This is a genomic window from Actinomyces sp. 565, from assembly GCF_010365615.1.
Taxonomy (GTDB): domain Bacteria; phylum Actinomycetota; class Actinomycetes; order Actinomycetales; family Actinomycetaceae; genus Actinomyces.
The window spans coordinates 1-17,374 of sequence record NZ_PIZD01000050.1 but is presented as its reverse complement, the minus strand read 5'-3'; the positions used below and the strand labels follow the sequence as shown (position 1 = coordinate 17,374).

The following is a 17,374-nucleotide window of genomic DNA, read 5'->3' as shown; positions in this document are numbered from 1 at the left end:
CCAACAGTCCCAGAAGTCATGAGACAACACAGTACCCCTGCGGTACGAACCGTCACCGTGGGGTACGAATCGTCGACCAGAACGTACGAACCGTCAACCAGGGGCATACCAGCCGCCACGCCGAGCCACAAGCCGCCACCCACCCAGCGCGCACACGCACCCAACCACCACGCCCACAAGCCGGAAGAGCCTCGAATCAACACGCCCATACATGACACCGAGATATTCGAGACAATACTGAAACCCGTGTTGCGCGCGCAGCGCAGGGGATGTGCGATGTGCGGAGTATTCCCCGGCATCGCGGGCAATATGCCGAGCGGCGCCGGGGGCTGCCGGGCCGGCGTCGAGGTCGAAAATGCGGGCTACGTCTCCCATGCGCCCAACATTTCAGTGTCTCTCAGACAATTTGGGCGGTACCATCGTGACGCGTTGGGCATGACCCGCGTGCGCCACTTCCGAGCTCCTCGAAGGCCCTGTATTTCGAGGCTGACGAGGCCGCCCGAGAACGCCTGCTGGTTGTACCCGTCGTCACCGTGCCCGCGTCGCAACGGTTCCCGAATAGACCAATAAACCAAGGCCAACAGACGAGTTCCGATTCAATGCCCCAACTTCCGCGTCACGCCAAGGCGATACGTCCGACCCGCAGACCACTGCTGCGGGCCGCGCTGACTCTGCCCGCCGCGCTCGGATTGGTCTTCGCGACTTCCGCCGGAGCCGGCGCCGTCGTCGGCGGGCACGCAGCACCCGCAGCGTACGCAGCCAGGCCTGCCGTAGCCGCTGTCTCGACGACGGCTACGGCAGCGGGATCGGGAGCGCCCGGAGGGGCCGGTATCGGGGCGGACATCTTCGTGACCGCCGATGCCGCCGCGACCCCAGCCGACACGGCAGCGCCTGAAGCAGTCGGCGCCTCCCGGCAAGCGGCTCCCGTCGCAACCGCCTCGCAAGAGACGGAGGCCAACACGCGAGACGACGGCGCGCTACTGCCTGCCGCAGACGATGCCGAGGCCGCCACGCAGTCGGCGACAGCTCCCGGTACTACGGCCTCCGCATCAGCGCACCGTGGCGCCGCGAGCACGATGATGGTGGCGGTGAGGGATCCCGGCGCCACGTACGTCTCCTCGAGCAGCAGTGACCGCCCACTACTGATGTTCTCCGGCTGGACTGACGCAGCAGGGCGGCCCCTGGGCGCGACGGGGTCGGTTACCGCCCCGGTTCAGATCCGGATTGTCGATGACTCCGGCTCGGTGCAATCTGCAACCATCTTCCCGGTGTTCACCGGCGGCCGCTCGAACTATGCCCTGCCGCTGTGGCCCTTCACGCAGGCCATGGAACCGCACGTTGGCGTATACACCATGCAGTGGCGCGGTTCGGCGCAGGAGCAGTGGTCGACCGTAGACACCCTGACCATGGATGTTCGGCTGCCCGAGCCGACGACCGGAGCCACGCTCACGTACTCCGACGGCGCGCTGATCGGCACCGGCTGGTCCTTCGACCGCAGTACCAACATCGCCGGAACCTTCAAGGTCGCTCTGACCGTATCCGATCCCGCCGGCAGTGCCAGAACTGTTAACGTGCGGGCCCGCTTCTACGGAACGCGCTTCGTGATCTCCGCCGGTGCCCTTGAGGCCGCAGGGGTGCAGCTGGCGGAGGGGTACACCGTGTCCGCAACTGCGACCGGGGGGCAGGCCGGTGCGGTTTCGGTGCGTATCTCCGCAGGCGGTGGGGGCTCGGCCCCCGCTACCCCGACCGCGGCGGCAGAGTCCCAGCCGACCGCGGGCCCGACAGCGGCTCCGAGCGCGCAAGCGACTGTAGCCCCGACCGTCGACGAGGTGACCACCCCGGTCCCGACCGGCGAGGTCCAGCCGACCGAGGCCCCTACTGATGCGCCTACCGAGTCTCCGGAGACCGAGGCTTCTACTGATGCGCCTACCGAGGCTCCGACGGCACAGGCGCAGCCGACCGAGTCCTCGCAGCAGCCCACTGGTGAGCCGACGGCGTCGCCGAGCATCGGGGTGCCCGATGAGACGCAGCCCCCCGCAACTGGGGCGACCACCGCCCCGGCCGCCCCCGGGCTGCCGAGCGCGACGGCGTCACAGGCGTACACCGGCCCCGGGAGTCCTGCACCCGGCGCGCCGTCGGCACCTGCCGCCGATCCGCGCCCAACGGCTGTTCCAACTAGTTTCGAAACGCTCAATGAGGGCGTAGACGTGGATCCCCTCATCCTGCAGGAACCGCCCACCAACCCGCCTGCGGGCTCCCCGGCGCCGGACGCAGTCACTCCGCCGGAGGACTCCGGCTCCGGTCCCGTGGCGCAACCCGCCAACCCGAGCACCGCGGCCGGCAGTATCCGGCCCAGTGCCGCCCCCGCATCCCCGGTTCAGGATGCCAGCGAGCTAGGCCCCGACAATGCGGGTTCACTGTCCGGAACCCGGCAAGGGGCCAGGATTACCCTGATCTTCCCGGTAGCCAAGGTTCATGAGGGCGACTGGGTTGCAGTGTTCGTGTTCCCCGGGGCGACCACTGCCGGCTGGGTCCAGGTAGACGCCGATAACTCCGTATCCGTGGACATCTCCACGCTGGACCCAGGAAGCTACAAGATCGCCGTGGGCAACCGCGATAGCGAGCTACTGGGATGGGCACAGCTGGAGATCGCCGAGACCGGCAGCACCCAGGACGACTCGGCGACGGGCGCGTCGGTCACCCTGATCACAGGCGAGGACCTCACTGGTAGCGACGCCGGGCTCGGGGCGGACGGCTGGAAGCTCGTATCCGCCGGCTTGCTGCTGGTACTGGGCGGGGCTTCCTTCCTGATACTGGCGGTCCCGACCCTGAACCAGTCGGGAAGGCAGATGACTGACCGATTCACCGGGCGATTCACCGGCTGATGACGTGTATGCTTGTTACAGCCGCGTAACGAGAGGAGGGGTGTGGTGAAAGGACTGCGGGTTGCCGTCCCGCGCACCCTTGGGGTACGCGCAGGCGCGTACGCGCGCGTACTCGCAGTGCTGCTCGCACTCCTCCTGACGGTGGTGCCCGGCGCGGCCGCCCGCGCCGACTCGGTGATGGGTGACTCGACGATGGGCACGGCGTCAACCGTCAGCCCGTCTACGATTGCGGTCGGCGGGACGCTTACCTACACGCTCTCGGGCTTCCCGCAGGGTGCCTCCGTGGAGATCCTGGTTGACGACCACGACTCCGCGCCCGGCGGAGACTCGGGTGTCATCGGTGAACTCACGGTAGGTGAGGACGGCACCTACGCCGGCGCTCTGGCACTGCCCGGGTACATTTCCAAGGGACCACACTGGCTGCGTTTCCGGGTCACGGCGGGTGAGGACATTCCGACCAACGCCGTGCGCACCCTCGACTACACCAACAAGAGCCCGTACTTCAACGTTGCCGACGTCACCATCATCGGCGGCGAGTCAGCGGCCAAACCGCCCGCACCAAGGCCCGCCGAGGCTACGGAGCCCGCGGAGGCTGCGGCGCCAACCGACACACCGACCAGTACCGGCGCGGCGGCAGGACCCGCCGCAGCCGGGGGCGTGTCCGGTAATTCGTCGTCAGGCGGGAGCTGGGCGGCGGCGTCATTGCCGGTGGTCACGACTGTGCTGTTCGCGCTGGGTGCGATCCTGCTGGTGCTCACCGTGATCGTGCTCATCGAGCGCCGTCGGCTAATCGCCTACGAGCGCGAGCTCGAGTACGCGGCCCGCCGGTGAACCGTGGGCCGCTCAGCCGGGGGCCGCGCTCGGCGTAGTATCGCGCCGGCGCCCGCCCGTCTCGCGGTGCGCCCCGCCGGGCGCCGGCTCAGCGCCCCCAACGGAAGGAAAACAGCACCGTGATGCGAACCCGTGACGCAGGTACTCTGCGCGCAGCCGACATCGGAGAAGTCGTCACTCTTGCCGGGTGGGTAGATCGCCGTCGTGACCACGGCGGCGTCGCCTTCATTGATCTGCGTGATGCCTCCGGCATCGCCCAGGTTGTCATCCGGGAGGAGGTCGCCCACGACCTGCGCGCCGAGTACGTGCTCCAGGTGACCGGTGAGGTCTCAGCACGCCCCGAGGGCAACGCCAACCCCAACCTGCCCACCGGGGAGATTGAGGTAGTCGTCTCCGACGTCGAGATCCTCAACCCCGCGGCGGCGCTGCCCTTCCAGGTCTCCGACCACGCCGAGGACTCCGGCCAGGTGGGGGAGGAGACCCGCCTGAAGTACCGCTACCTCGACCTGCGCCGCACCCCGATGCAGCACGCCATGCGGCTGCGCTCCAAGGTTTCCCGCGCCGCCCGCCGCGTGCTGGATGGACACGACTTCGTGGAGATCGAGACGCCCACGCTGACCCGCTCCACCCCGGAGGGCGCCCGTGACTTCCTGGTGCCGGCGCGCCTCGCACCGGGGTCCTGGTACGCCCTGCCGCAAAGCCCCCAGCTGTTCAAGCAACTGCTCATGGTGGCCGGCATGGAGCGCTACTACCAGATCGCTCGCTGCTACCGCGACGAGGACTTCCGCGCCGACCGCCAGCCGGAGTTCACGCAGCTGGACGTGGAGATGAGCTTCGTGGATCAGGAGGACGTCATCGCCGTCGCCGAGGACATCCTGAAGGAGGTGTGGGCTCTGATCGACTACGAGCTGCCCACCCCGATCCCGCGCATGACCTACCACGACGCCATGGAGCGCTACGGCACCGACAAGCCGGACCTGCGCTTCGGACTCGAGCTGGTAGACCTCACCGAGTTCTTCAAGGACACCACCTTCCGGGTCTTCCAGAACCCCTACGTCGGCGCCGTGGTCATGCCCGGTGGGGCCGCGCAGTCCCGCCGCACCTTCGACGCCTGGCAGGAGTGGGCCCGCCAGCGCGGGGCCCGCGGCCTGGCCTATGTCACGGTTGCAGAAGACGGCACCCTCGGCGGACCAGTCGCCAAGAACATTACCGACGCCGAGCGCGCCGGCCTGGCGGCGGTCGCTGGGGCGAAGCCAGGGGACTGCATCTTCTTCGCGGCCGGCACCGTGGACGCATCCCGCGCCCTGCTGGGCGCCGCCCGCCTGGAGATCGGCAAGCGCTGCGGGCTGATCGACGACGACGCCTGGTCCTTCGTGTGGGTGGTGGACGCACCCCTGTTCAAGCCGTCGGCCGAGGCCAAGGCAGAAGGCGACGTGGCCCTGGGCAAGTCCGCCTGGACCGCGGTCCACCACGCCTTCACCTCGCCCAAGCCGGAGTGCCTGGACACCTTCGACACCGACCCCGCCTCCGCCCTCGCCTACGCCTACGACATCGTGTGCAACGGCAACGAGATCGGAGGCGGCTCCATCCGTATCCACCGCCGCGACGTGCAGGAGCGCGTCTTCAATGTCATGGGCATTGGGCCACAGGAGGCACAGGAGAAGTTCGGCTTCCTGCTGGACGCCTTCAAGTTCGGCGCCCCGCCGCACGGCGGCATCGCCTTCGGCTGGGACCGCATCGTGTCCCTGCTCACCCACGCGGACTCCATCCGTGACGTGATCGCGTTCCCCAAGTCCGGTGGCGGCTACGACCCGCTCACCGACGCCCCCGCGCCGATCACGCCGGAGCAGCGCAAGGAGGCCGGCGTCGACGCCGTCCCCGAGTCGGCGGAGTAGGGAACCAACCGCGGGCGACCACAGCGAATGGAGATACCCGGGCCGGGCCGAGATGGCCCCGCCCGGGTTTTCGCAACCGGGCCGGCGCATGATTCTCTGGATCCTCCCACCGGCCTGCCGGACCTGCCCAGGTGTGAGCGATTCATTGCCGCAGCATTCGGTTACCGGTCAACAGTCCCCAGGCGATGACAACGGCACTGGCCACGAGCTGGGCGAGCAGCATCTGCTCCGGCTTGGACACCCCCGCGGCGAGGAGCGCAGTCGGCAGGCCTACCAGTGCGGCCGCGTCGGGACCGCTGACCAGCATCTCGACCGCGCCAGGCGGCAGTGACCCGATCGGTGAGGCGACCAGACCCAGGGAGAAGTCCGGCGTGGGCCGGAATCCCGAGCGCAACGCCGCTCCGGCCCAGCCGCAGCCCGCCACCAGCACCAGGCCCAGTACCGCCCACGCCTCACCGGCGGTCGCGGGCAGTCGGCCTGCGGTCAACAGGCGCACGAGCACCACCGGAACCGTCCAGAGGATCATCACCACCGTGGGCACCAGCAGGTGCCCGCACCGGACCAGCAGGGGACTGGCCGGCCAGGAGGCGTCGGCTCCACCGTCGAACCAGGCGCGCCGAGCAGGTTCGGCAAGAGTCAGCACCGCCACCCAGCCGCCGATCAGGTGGAAGACCAGCGCTCCCACGGTGCCGACCCCGCTGGACATCACGGGGAAGAGCGCAATGACCAGGCCCGCCAGCAGTTGCAGGGCCCGCCGCGGCTGGCGCCGCAGCAGCAGCCAATCCGCCTGGGCCACTCCCAGCAGGGGACGCAGTCCGCGCGGAAGGCGGAGGGCGAAGCGGACCAATGGCAGGCGAGAGGAGCCGGATGGGCGTCGCGCCGGAGCCGACAGCAGACGCCCCAACGCGCGCGTGTCCAGGGACAGCAGGGACACCTGTGCACCCAGATTGCGCGCTGCCACCTCCGCCAGGCGTGCGTCCGGCACATCGACCAGCCGAGTCCGCAATCGCCACCACCACGCCACGGCCGCCAGGCCTGCCAGCAGCCCAGAGGCCGTGAATAGGGCTCCGCCCGCATGATCCGGGAAGGGAACACCGCCGACACCGGCGGCAAACGCGGTTGCCGCCGCAATCAGCACCGCCGCTCCCGCCCCGCGCACACCCGCGTCGTTCACCTGTGCCTGCACCAGCGCCAGGAGCAACAGCTCAGCGGTACTCCCGCCGAGCAGTATCATCCCGGCGGCCGTCGTCGGTTCGGCGCCCGCCACCACCGCCATCAGGAGCCCGGTGGCGGCGCCTACCGCCACCGCCAAGCTCATCTCCGCCCGCGCCACCGGATCAAGCAGACCGCGCCGGTCCCCGGGCATGGGCAGCCACCAGGTGACCTCGTAGGGACGCAGGAACAGCGGACCCAGCCGCCGCAGCGGATCCAGGAGCAGACGCGTCAGCACCAAGATCAGCAGCAGCACCGCCCACACCGGGGCCACGACGGTGGACCCGTTACCGGACGGCGTGGAGCCGGTCCCCAAACGCCCCAGGTACGGCGCCGCCATGGCGCCGATCACGGCGGCGGCCAGCACGGTGTCGTAAACGTCTCCGAGTAGCGCCGAGCGGCTGCGCGTGCTGACCGTGTGAGCGCGCGCCCATCTGCGCAAGTCCCGGCCCGAGGGCAGCTCGGCGGAGCGGTGCGCGGGCGCTTTCATAGCGTGCCTTCAGTGATGGCGCGTACTCCGTCGGCGACGCTGAGTGGGCGGGTGTCATTGCCGACCAGCAGTACCTCGGTCGCCGCGGTGCCTACGAACTCCGCGTCATGACAGGCGAGCAGTACCCCGATTCCCGCCTTCCGCTCAGCAACTAGCCTGCGGGCGAGGGCGCGGCGGGTGACGTGATCCAGACGCTGCTCCGGCTCATCCAGCACCAGTAGGCGGCGGGGACGGGCCAGTACCGCGGCCAGCGCCAGGCGGCGCCGCTGTCCCGATGACAACTCGTCGGGCAGGGCATGCGCCGCAGCCGCCAAATTGAACTCGTCCAGGAGTTCGGCGGCGGTGCGCTCCGGCGCGGGGGTGGAGTGTCCATAGCAGACCAGGGCGAGATGCTCGGCGACGGTCAGGGTGGGGAAGAAGGACTCCTCGCCCAGGTCGCGCGCCACCGCCCGGCGCTGCCGCCCCGAGCGCGGGTCGGGCATCCGCCCCAGCAGCGTCACCTCGCCGTCGATGGGTGGGAGCAGGCCGAGGCAGGTGCGCAGTAGAGTGGATTTGCCGGCACCGTTGACACCGACCAGTGCCAGGACCTCACCGGGGCGGAGCGTGAAGCTCGCCGGGGCGCACACCGCGTGTTCGCCATAGCCCACGCTCAGATTACGGGCGGTAACCAACGCCTGGCCGCCCACTGCAGGTGTACGTGACCCGGGCATGGCGGTCCTCCTCGACCCTAGCGGTTGCGCCCGATGCTACCGGCCCGGGCAGCAAAGCGCGCCGCCGCGCAGGTCAAGAAAGTACCGGTGCCCGGCATAGGCGCCGGAAGACCGCCGTGCGCGTCCGGAACGATGCTTCAACCAGCAACCGCGGAATGAGCCGCGGCACCGACACGACGGAGTGAAACACATGCGCCTTGCACCCCCGAAGATCCTGATCCCCGGGCTGATCGCCATCGCCGTATTCATGACCGGTGACGGCTTCGAGCTGACCTTCCTGTCCAAGTACCTCGTCTCCCTCGGCTTCGCCGCCACCCAGGCGTCAACGGTCATCACCGCCTACGGCCTGATGGCCGCCCTGGCAGGCTGGGCATCCGGCGTCATGGCCGAGACCTTCGGGGTCCGCCGGATCATGCTCATTGGAGCCGGGCTGTGGATCAGCCTGCACCTGCTGTTCATCGGCGTAGCCATCCCCTCGGGCCTCTACCCACTGATCCTGGTGGTCTACGCCGGCCGCGGACTGGCCTATCCGCTGTTCATCTACTCCTTCGTCGTGTACATCACCCAGAAGGTTGCGCCGGCATCCCGCGCCTCCGCCATGGGCTGGTTCTGGACCGCCTACTCCATCGGCATCGGCTGTCTGGGCTCCTGGATCCCCGCCCGCACCATCAACTTCATCGGCGAGCGGGGCACGCTGTGGTTCTCCCTGGCCTGGACCATCACCGGCGGCCTGCTCTGCCTACTGTTCGTCGGACGTGGCGAGCCTCAACCGGTGCGCGGTGACCTGCGCGACACGCTGCGACAACTGTCGGTAGGGGTGACCATCCTCGGTACCAACCGCGAGGTGGCCCTGACGGCGATCGTCCGCGTCATCTGCAACCTCAGTCTCTATGGCTTCCCGGTCATCATGCCGCTGTACCTGACCACGGCCGGTTACGGCGAGGAGTGGTTCACCATGCCGCAGTGGATGACCATCTGGGGCATCCAGTTCGCCGTCACCGTCTTCGGCAACCTCTTCTGGGGCTGGATCGGCGACCGCTACGGCTGGATGCGGCAGATGCGCTGGTACGGGTGCTGGTTCTGCGCCGCCGCCACCCTCGGCTTCTACTACGTGCCGCAGTTCCTGGGCGGCAACATGATCGCCCTAGGCGCCGCCGCCGTACTCCTGGGCATGGGCGTGACCGCCTTCGTCCCCATGGCCGCCGTATTCCCCGCCCTGGCGCCCGAGCACCGCGGGGCCGCCATCTCCGCCAACAACCTCGCCTCCGGCCTGACCACCTTCGTCGGCCCCGGACTGGTCACCCTGCTGCTGCCGCACATCGGCGTCGCCGGAGTGTGCTGGACCTATACCGCCCTGTACCTGCTGGGCTCCCTGATCACCGTCTTCATCCACCCCGACCAGCCCGGCTTCGACCGCAATGGGCGGCGCCTGCCGGCCACAGCCGACCGCCGCGTGACGGAGGTGGACGCCTGAACCCATCCAATCGCCGACCCTCCTTAAAGCCGCGAATCACACCAAACTCCCGCAACCAACCCACCAGGAGAAGAAACCATGAAGGCTGTAGTTCTAGAGAAGCGCAACGAGATCAACGTCCGCGAGGTTCCCGGTGACCTCGTCTGTGGCCCCGGCCAACTGCGCATCGCCCCGCACACCGTCGGCATCTGCGGCTCGGACGTCCACTACTACACGCACGGGCGCATCGGCAGGTACATCGTCGAGGCGCCGATGATCCTGGGCCACGAGGCCTCCGGCACCGTGCTGGAAGTCGGTGAGGGCGTCACCGACTTCGCCGTCGGCGACCGTGTGGCCATGGAGCCGGGCGTGCCGGACATGAGCTCGCGGGCCTCCCGCATGGGCATGTACAACGTCGACCCCGCCGTCTCCTTCTGGGCGACTCCGCCGGTGGACGGCTGCCTGGTTGAGGAGGTCATCCACCCGGCCGCCTTCACCTACCACTTGCCCGACAACGTCTCCTACGGGGAGGGCGCCCTGCTGGAGCCGCTTGCCGTCGGCATGCATGCAGCCACGAAGGCCGCCATTCACCCGGGCGACGTCGCCGTCGTCTCAGGCTGCGGCACGGTCGGCATGCTCACGGCCGCCGCGGCTCTCGCCGGCGGCGCCTCCACCGCCATCGTCTCCGACGTCTCCCCGGTCAAGCTCGAGATCGCCTCCCAGATCCCCGGCGTGGTCACCGTGGACCTGCGCGAGCAGCGCCTGCTCGACGTCGTGAACGAGCGCACCGCCGGCTGGGGCGCCGACGTCGTCTTCGAGGCCTCCGGCCACCCGTCGGCCTATGAGGACCTGTGGAAGCTGGGCGCCCCCGGCAACCGCACCGTGCTGGTCGGCATCCCCGTGGACCCGGTCACCGTGGATGTCACCGAGGTGCAGGCCCGTGAGACCCGCATCGAGACGGTCTTCCGCTATGCCAACGTCTACCAGCGGGCAATCGACCTGGTGGCTGCCGGCAAGATCGACCTCAAGCCCTTCATCACCGACACCTTCCCGATGGATCGGGCCAAGGAGGTCTTCGACCGGGTGGCCGAGGGCCGCCCCGGGGACGTCAAGCTGCAGATCACGGTGGGCTGAGCCGAGGCCACAACCGTGCAAAGGGCCAGCCATCGCAACCGGCCACGGGCCGGTGGGCGGGGCGCGCACAATGAACGCGTGTCCTCCCCACCGGCCCGCCCCGGCACGCTCCCACGCCCCTCCGCCCCGAGCGCCGAGTCCGCCTCGGGAGCGAAGTTAGACGTGGGTGACCTGGAGGTCATCGTTCCCGACGTCGGCACCTCGGTGCGCTGGTGGACGCACGGATATCCCGACCCGCTCGCACGCTGGCACCACCACCCCGAGATCGAGTTCCATCTGATCCGCGCGGGCTCCGGGCAGATGCTCGCGGGTGACCGCACCGTCGACTTCGACGCCGGCCAGGTCACCTTGATGGGCCCGCACCTGCCGCACAACTGGCTGTCGGACCTGGCCCCCGGGGAACTGCTGCCCGACCGTGACGTGCTGTGCCAGGTGCTGCCCGAGCGATTCACGGCGGCTTCCACGCAGCTGCCAGAACTAGCCGGCATGCGGGCGCTGGTCGACCGCGCACGTCGGGGCATCCTGCTATCCGGGGCGAGCCGTGCGCGGGCAGCCACACTGCTGGAGAGGATGGGACAGCGCGGACCCCTCGGGCGGCTAGCCGCGCTGCTAGAGCTGGTAGACGTCTTCCTGTCCGCACCCGACGACGAGGCGCGCCCCATCGCCACCGCCGGCTACATACCCAGCCTCGACGACGCCACCGCCGCCCGGATCAACACGGTGCTCGACTACGTCGAGGCCAACCTGGCGGGGGAGATCTCCATGACTCGGGCAGCGGAGCTGGTTGCGCTCAGCCCATCGGCGTTCTCCCGGTTCTTCCATGTCACCGCCGGGATCACCTTCTCCGAACTGGTGCGGCGACGTCGCATCGCACGGGCCTGCCACCTGCTGCGCACCACCGACCTGCCGGTGGCCCGGGTATGCGCGCTGAGCGGCTACACCAACCTGGCCAACTTCAACCGCCGCTTTCGGGACGAGACCGGCACCACCCCCAGCGCCTACCGGCGCGGAGGCGCCTGAGCCGGCCCGCACATGCAGCCTGGTGCGAAAGCAGCGCGGAACAAGATGACGTGATCCGTGGAACAATATGCCGCATGTCACGCTACATTGAGTTGCACCCCGTCACCCCGCAGGCACGACTGGTCACCAAGATCGTCGACCGGCTCCGGGACGGTGAGCTCATCGCCTATCCCACGGACTCCGGCTACGCACTCGCCTGCGCGCCCGGCAACAAGGAGGGCCTGGAACGCATACGCGCCATCCGCCAACTGGACTCCAAGCACAACTTCACCTTCGTGTGCGCCAACTTCGCCCAGGTCGGCCCGCTTGCGATCGTCGGCAACAACGCCTTCCGGCTGATCAAGCGGCTGACTCCGGGTCCATGGACCTTCATCCTCAAGGGCACCAAGGAGGTGCCGCGGATGACGCTCAACCCCAAGAAGCACACCCTGGGCGTGCGCATCCCCGACCACGCCATCGCGCAGGCGCTGGTCAAGGAATTCGGCGCCCCGATCCTGTCCTCCACCCTCATTCGTCCCGGACAGACCACGCCGGAGTCCAACGGCTGGGAGATTGAGGAGGAACTCGGCCACCTGATCGACGTCGTCATCGAGGGGCCGGTGACCTCCATCGAGCCAACCACCGTAATCGACCTGACTGCGGATGTTCCGGAGGTTGCCAGAGAGGGCGCGGGCGATACCAGCCTGCTGTGAGACTGGAAAGCATTCCGTGCTGGTCGCCGACGCATGCCGGTGACCAGCACGGAAAGGTTGCAGTACGCAACTCGACGTCGGCGGCGGACAGCCTCACTGGTGCCTGAGTTCAGGAGCGGGCGGCTGCGGGGCCCTCCAGACCGTATCGCTCGTACACGCGCCTGAGCGGCTCAGGCGCCCACCAGTTCAACCGGCCCAGCAGCGTCATGGTGGCAGGCACGAGCAGCATACGCACCAGGGTGGCGTCCAATGCGACGACGATCGCGAGCGCCAGCCCGATCTCCTTGACGATCAGCAACTCGCCGCTGACGAATCCCAGGAACACAATGACCATGATCAGGGCGGCGAAGGTGACGATACGGCCAGAGCGCTGCAAGCCCTTGGCCACCGCCGTGTCGCTGTCCGCTCCGGCGTCCCAGTACTCCTTGATCCGGCCCAGCAGAAACACCTCGTAATCCATGGCCAGGCCGAAGCCGACACCGATCGTGGTGACCACCACGTAGGCTTCCACCCCGCCGATGGGGGTGAAGCCGAGCACGTCAGTCAGGTGCCCCTCCTGGAACACCCAGGCGAGCACGCCCAGGGATGCCGCCAGTGAAAGCAGGTTGATCACCAGCGCCTTCAGCGGCACCAGCAGGGAACCGGTCATCAGGAACAGCAGTGCGAAGGTAACCAGCACGATGAATCCGGCCACCCATGGCAGGGCCGCCAGCGTCGCCAGGCGGAAGTCGAGCTGACTGGCCGCCTGCCCCGTCACCCACATATCGGCGGGCGCTGCGAGCGTGCGCATGGTGGCTACTGCGTCCTCCGCCGCACGTGAGGACGACTCATCCGCCAGGTCGAGGTAGACCACCGTATAAGCGCCCGCGGTCGCCACGCGTAGCACCTGCGCTACGCCCTCGGACGTGGCCAAGTCGGCATTGATGAAGTCGGTTACCCGCTCGCCGGTGGCGGCAATAATCACGGTAGCGTCCTGCTGGGTGACGGCGGAGTAGTTCTCCTCCAGGACCGTCAGGTAGGTGCGCTGGTCGGAGTCTGCGGGCAGCAGCTCGGTTGTGGAGGTCAGCGAGTGCAGGTTCCGCGCGGGGGAGGCCAGCACTACCAGGGCTACCACGCAGGCGACCAGCACCACCCAGGCCATGCGCTGGACCTGCCTGGCGATCCACCGGAACACGCCCCGTTCACCGGTGGCGTCCCCCGTGCGGCGCAGTACGGCTCCGACCAGTGGGATGCGCTGCAGAAGCGACGGGCGCAGCATCCGCCGGCCCAGCAGCACCAGTACCGCCGGCACCAATGTGAGTGCGGCGGCGGCCGCGATCAGGCACGACGCCAGGCATGCCACACCGATGGAGCGCAGGGTCGAGGTTCCCACAAGCACCAGCCCGAGCATGCAGGCGGCCACTGTCAGTGCGGAGAACAGCACCGTGCGGCCGGCCGTGGCCAAGGTCGTTGCCACGCAGTCTGCGATCAGTGTGTCCCGCCGTCCGGTGCGGCGCCGACGCTGCCTACCGCCGGTGCCTGCGCCCTCCGCGGCGTAGGAGCGGACCAGCTCCTCCCGGTACCTGGAGGTGACTAGCAGCCCGTAGTCGATGGACAGGCCTAGGCTGATCACCGTCACAATGTTGATGACGAAGGACTGCAGCTCCATGGCGAAGCTCAGGGCGTACAGCACTCCCATGGTTCCGGCGATCGAGACGAAAGCGCCCAGCAGCGGCATACCGGCGGCGAGGAAGCCGCCGAACACAAGCACCATGACAATCAGCGCCAGGGGGAGTGAGATCAGCTCGCCCCTGAGCAGGTCGCTGCGGACCTGATCGCCCACGGCGTCGACCATCAGGGCGTCATCGGAGACGATGCCGCGCACGGAGGGGTCCACCACGGTCAGTTCACCGGGCACCTGGGCCAGGCGTGCCTCGACTCTGGTGACCAGCTGGGCCAGCTCGCGGGCGTAGGCGGTGTCATCGGCGGGGGCGACTTCAGCGCCGTTGGGGTCGGCGGTAACCACGATCAGGAAGCCGTCCAGCTCTGCCGAGGCCAGCATCTGGGCGGCCGGCTCGGAGAGCATTCCGGGCACGACGAAGGGGTCGATCACGTTCTGCTCACCCACCAGTGCGCGCAGGTCAGCGTGCGCCTCCTCCAGCGCGTCGGCAACCGCCTGCTGGGACTCAGAGGCGGAGATATCGATGTCCGTGACCAGGAGCGTCACCGTCTGCGCGTCCCCCGACAAGGTCGCCAGGATCTGCTCGCCCTCGGCACTCTGGGTGCCGGCGACCGCGGTACTGCCTGCCGATGCGCGGTCGAACAAGTTGGGCCCGCCCAATCCCGTCACGGATGCGACCAGCAGCAGCAGCGCGACAACCAGCCAGGTGCCGACAATGATCCAGGCGTCCTTGACGACGCGGCGGGAGAGCCAGGCAAGCATGGGGCTAGTCTTACAGACCCTCCCAGCAGAAATGGGCCGCCGCTCGGTCTCGGCACGGATCGGGTGTTGAATCATATGCATGAATCAGGGCACCGACCTGTTTGAGAGCGCGAGTACCGACGACGTCGGCATCCCCTCCGATGCGCACGCGCCTTTAGCGGTACGCATGCGCCCGCGTACCCTGGACGAGGTACTCGGCCAGGACCACCTGCTTGCGCCCGGTTCTCCGCTGCGGCGCCTGGTCGAGCCGCCCTCCGGGCGTGCCTCCGGCGCGGGCGTGTCCAGCGTGGTGCTGTGGGGGCCGCCCGGCACCGGCAAGACGACCCTCGCCTACCTCGTGGCCCGCGGCTCCGGCCGCCGCTTCGTGGAACTGTCGGCCGTGACCGCCGGCGTGAAGGACGTCCGGCAGGTCGTCTCAGATGCTCGCCGTCGGCTGGCGGCGGGGGAGGAGACGGTCCTATTCATCGACGAGGTACACCGCTTCTCCCGCTCCCAGCAGGATGCGCTGCTGCCCAGCGTGGAGAACCGGTGGGTAACGCTGATGGCGGCCACCACCGAGAACCCCAGCTTCTCCGTGGTCTCTCCGCTGCTGTCGCGCTCCCTGCTGCTGACGCTGCACCCGCTTGGGGCCGACGCCGTACGTGCCCTGATCGACCGCGCCCTGACCGATGCCCGGGGCCTGGCCGGCGAGGTCTCGCTGGCTGATGACGCCCGCGAGCAGATCGTGCGCATGGCGGGATCTGATGCGCGCAAGGCGCTGACCGTGCTTGAGGCGGCGGCCGGCGCCGTGCTCGCCGCTGCTCCCGGTGGCGGTACTGGGGGGCCGGTGCCGCAGATCGGGCTGGCCGACGTCGAGCGCGCCGCGGATGTCGCCGCCGTGCGCTATGACCGTCAGGGTGATCAGCACTACGACGTGATCAGCGCGTTCATCAAGTCAATGCGCGGTTCGGACCCAGACGCCACCTTGCACTACCTGGCCCGGATGATCGTCGCCGGGGAGGACCCGCGCTATATCGCACGCCGCATCACGATACACGCCGCCGAGGACGTTGGCCTGGCGGATCCGACTGTGCTGTCAACGGCGGTGGCGGCGCAGCAGGCGGTCGCCCTGATCGGTATGCCGGAGGCGCAGCTGGTGCTGGCCCAGGCGGCGCTGGCGGTAGCCACTGCGCCGAAGTCGAACGCCGTGACCGTAGGCATCAGCGAGGCCATGGCGGATGTGCGCGCCGGCCGCGCCGGGCAGGTGCCCCCGCACCTGCGCGATGCCCACTACGCCGGCGCCGAGCGGCTGGGCCACGGCGCCGGCTACCGCTACCCGCATGACTTCCCGCACGGCCTCGTGGCCCAGCAGTACCTGCCTGCGGAGCTGGAAGGTGCCGAATACTACCGGCCTACCGGCAACGGCTTTGAGGAGCAGCTGTCCCGGCGGCTCGCCGCCGTTAAGCGTATCGTGCGCGCGCACCGGGACGCCGAGGAGGAGGGGCACAGGTGATGAAGAGGACGCGCACCGCGATCCGACGCCCCTGGGTGAGGATTGTTTTGACGGGGCTGGGCGCCGGGTTCCTGGCGGGGCTGTTCGGCGTCGGCGGGGGACTGGTAATAGTGCCTGCGCTGACGGCTTTTGTGGGCATGGATCAGCGCCGCGCCGCAGCTACTTCACTGGTGGCGATTGTGCCGACTTCAATCGTCGGCGCGGTCTCCTATGGCGTGCAGGGGCAGGTGTCGCTCGTGGCCGCGGTGTTCCTGGTCCTCGGCTCCCTGATCGGCGCCCAGATCGGCGTGCGACTGCTGCGCGCCCTCCCGGCGCGGATTCTGCCTTGGATCTTCGTCGCCTTCGCGCTGTTCGTCATCGTCTCGCAGCAGATCGTGGTGCCCGTGCGCGACGCCGGGCTCACGCTGACCCCGGGCAGCGGCGCCGCTCTCGTGGGCGTCGGCCTGGTGGCGGGCGTGCTGTCCGGCCTGGTGGGCGTGGGCGGTGGCGCGGTGATCGTTCCTGGCACGCAGTTGGCGGTCGGTATGGGGGACCTGCTGGCGCGGGGCACCTCCCTGGTGGTGATGCTGCCCACCGCGCTGTCAGGAACAATCACCAATCTGCGCCACGGCGTGGCCGACGTGCGCATAGGGCTCGTCGTAGGAGTAGCGTCGGCCGCTGCGTCCCCAGCGGGAAGCGTCGTCGCCGGCCTGGTCAGCCCACGCACGGGCTCGGTCCTGTTCAGTCTGTTCCTGGTGTACGTGATCATCTCCACCCTGCTGCGTGCCCGTGGCTCCTCCCCACGTAGTGCCGCGTAGGACGCAGGCGAAGTAAGGCGGCGCCTCTGCGTGAGGATGCGGTTGGCGAAGTCGAGCTTGACGAAGCCGGTCAAGCCCAGCTCTTCGCGTTTATGGCGTGTGGTGGTTCAGTGGCTGGGTGCGTGTGCGCGCTGGGTGGCTGACGGTTCGTACCTCGTGGCGGCGGTTCGCGTGCCCGTGGTTGGCGGTTCGTACCTGGTGGTGACGGTTCGTACGTTCTGGTCGACGATTCGTACCCCACGGTGACGGTTCGTACCGCAGGGGTACTGTGATGTCTCATGACTTCTGGGACTGTTGGATCTCATGACATCTGGGAGTGTCAGAAGTCGTGAGATTCTGGG

Annotated in this window: 12 protein-coding genes; 9 read left to right on the top strand and 3 right to left on the bottom strand. The window is 68.8% G+C overall.

Annotated elements, in window-relative coordinates; translation table 11 throughout:
- The first annotated feature begins 599 nt into the window (after window positions 1-599).
- The 3 genes from GZ997_RS12770 (at window position 600) to aspS (ending at window position 5,611) form a co-directional block, all read left to right on the top strand.
- Window positions 600-2,885, top strand: coding sequence for a hypothetical protein (locus tag GZ997_RS12770; RefSeq protein WP_238994370.1), 2,286 nt, complete (start codon window positions 600-602; stop codon window positions 2,883-2,885).
- Between the two features lie 42 nt (window positions 2,886-2,927).
- Window positions 2,928-3,716, top strand: a complete 789-nt coding sequence (locus GZ997_RS08470) for a hypothetical protein (protein ID WP_162679580.1) — start codon at window positions 2,928-2,930, stop codon at window positions 3,714-3,716.
- Window positions 3,717-3,835: 119 nt separating this feature from the next.
- Window positions 3,836-5,611: an aspartate--tRNA ligase gene (aspS, locus tag GZ997_RS08465; RefSeq protein ID WP_162679579.1), complete on the top strand. Its 1,776-nt coding sequence runs from the start codon at window positions 3,836-3,838 to the stop codon at window positions 5,609-5,611.
- Window positions 5,612-5,753: 142 nt separating this feature from the next.
- On the opposite strand, the gene GZ997_RS08460 is transcribed toward aspS, so the two are convergent.
- Both GZ997_RS08460 and GZ997_RS08455 read right to left on the bottom strand, forming a co-directional pair.
- Window positions 5,754-7,313, bottom strand: a complete 1,560-nt coding sequence (locus GZ997_RS08460; protein WP_162679578.1) for a DUF6297 family protein — start codon at window positions 7,311-7,313, stop codon at window positions 5,754-5,756.
- Window positions 7,310-8,023 carry an ABC transporter ATP-binding protein gene (locus tag GZ997_RS08455; protein WP_162679577.1) on the bottom strand — a complete coding sequence of 238 codons (714 nt, stop codon included), beginning with the start codon at window positions 8,021-8,023 and terminating at the stop codon, window positions 7,310-7,312. Before GZ997_RS08455 ends, GZ997_RS08460 begins: the two co-directional genes overlap by 4 nt.
- Before the next feature lie 190 nt (window positions 8,024-8,213).
- Here GZ997_RS08455 and GZ997_RS08450 point away from each other — a divergent pair, with 190 nt between their 5' ends.
- The 4 genes from GZ997_RS08450 to GZ997_RS08435 all read left to right on the top strand — a co-directional run bounded on the left by GZ997_RS08450 (window position 8,214) and on the right by GZ997_RS08435 (window position 12,322).
- Window positions 8,214-9,497, top strand: a complete 1,284-nt coding sequence (locus tag GZ997_RS08450; protein WP_161924073.1) for an MFS transporter — start codon at window positions 8,214-8,216, stop codon at window positions 9,495-9,497.
- 78 nt (window positions 9,498-9,575) lie between these two features.
- The gene (locus tag GZ997_RS08445) at window positions 9,576-10,610 is read left to right on the top strand and encodes an NAD(P)-dependent alcohol dehydrogenase (RefSeq protein ID WP_161924072.1); all 1,035 of its coding nucleotides are present in this window, start codon (window positions 9,576-9,578) and stop codon (window positions 10,608-10,610) included.
- 78 nt (window positions 10,611-10,688) lie between these two features.
- Window positions 10,689-11,630, top strand: coding sequence for an AraC family transcriptional regulator (locus GZ997_RS08440; protein WP_162679576.1), 942 nt, complete (start codon window positions 10,689-10,691; stop codon window positions 11,628-11,630).
- 74 nt (window positions 11,631-11,704) lie between these two features.
- Window positions 11,705-12,322, top strand: coding sequence for an L-threonylcarbamoyladenylate synthase (locus tag GZ997_RS08435; RefSeq protein WP_162679575.1), 618 nt, complete (start codon window positions 11,705-11,707; stop codon window positions 12,320-12,322).
- A 109-nt stretch (window positions 12,323-12,431) separates the two neighbouring features.
- Here the strand turns inward: GZ997_RS08435 and GZ997_RS08430 are convergent, their stop codons facing one another.
- Window positions 12,432-14,744 carry an MMPL family transporter gene (locus GZ997_RS08430; RefSeq protein ID WP_162679574.1) on the bottom strand — a complete coding sequence of 771 codons (2,313 nt, stop codon included), beginning with the start codon at window positions 14,742-14,744 and terminating at the stop codon, window positions 12,432-12,434.
- Window positions 14,745-14,823: 79 nt separating this feature from the next.
- Between GZ997_RS08430 and GZ997_RS08425 the strand changes: the two genes are divergently transcribed.
- Both GZ997_RS08425 and GZ997_RS08420 read left to right on the top strand, forming a co-directional pair.
- Window positions 14,824-16,236 (top strand): replication-associated recombination protein A, encoded by a 1,413-nt coding sequence (locus GZ997_RS08425; protein ID WP_162679573.1) that lies wholly within the window; start codon window positions 14,824-14,826, stop codon window positions 16,234-16,236.
- On the top strand, window positions 16,236-17,033 hold the full coding sequence (locus GZ997_RS08420) for a sulfite exporter TauE/SafE family protein (RefSeq protein ID WP_161924067.1): 798 nt from the start codon (window positions 16,236-16,238) through the stop codon (window positions 17,031-17,033). The genes GZ997_RS08425 and GZ997_RS08420 overlap by 1 nt, the downstream gene beginning before the upstream one ends.
- Window positions 17,034-17,374 lie beyond the last annotated feature (341 nt).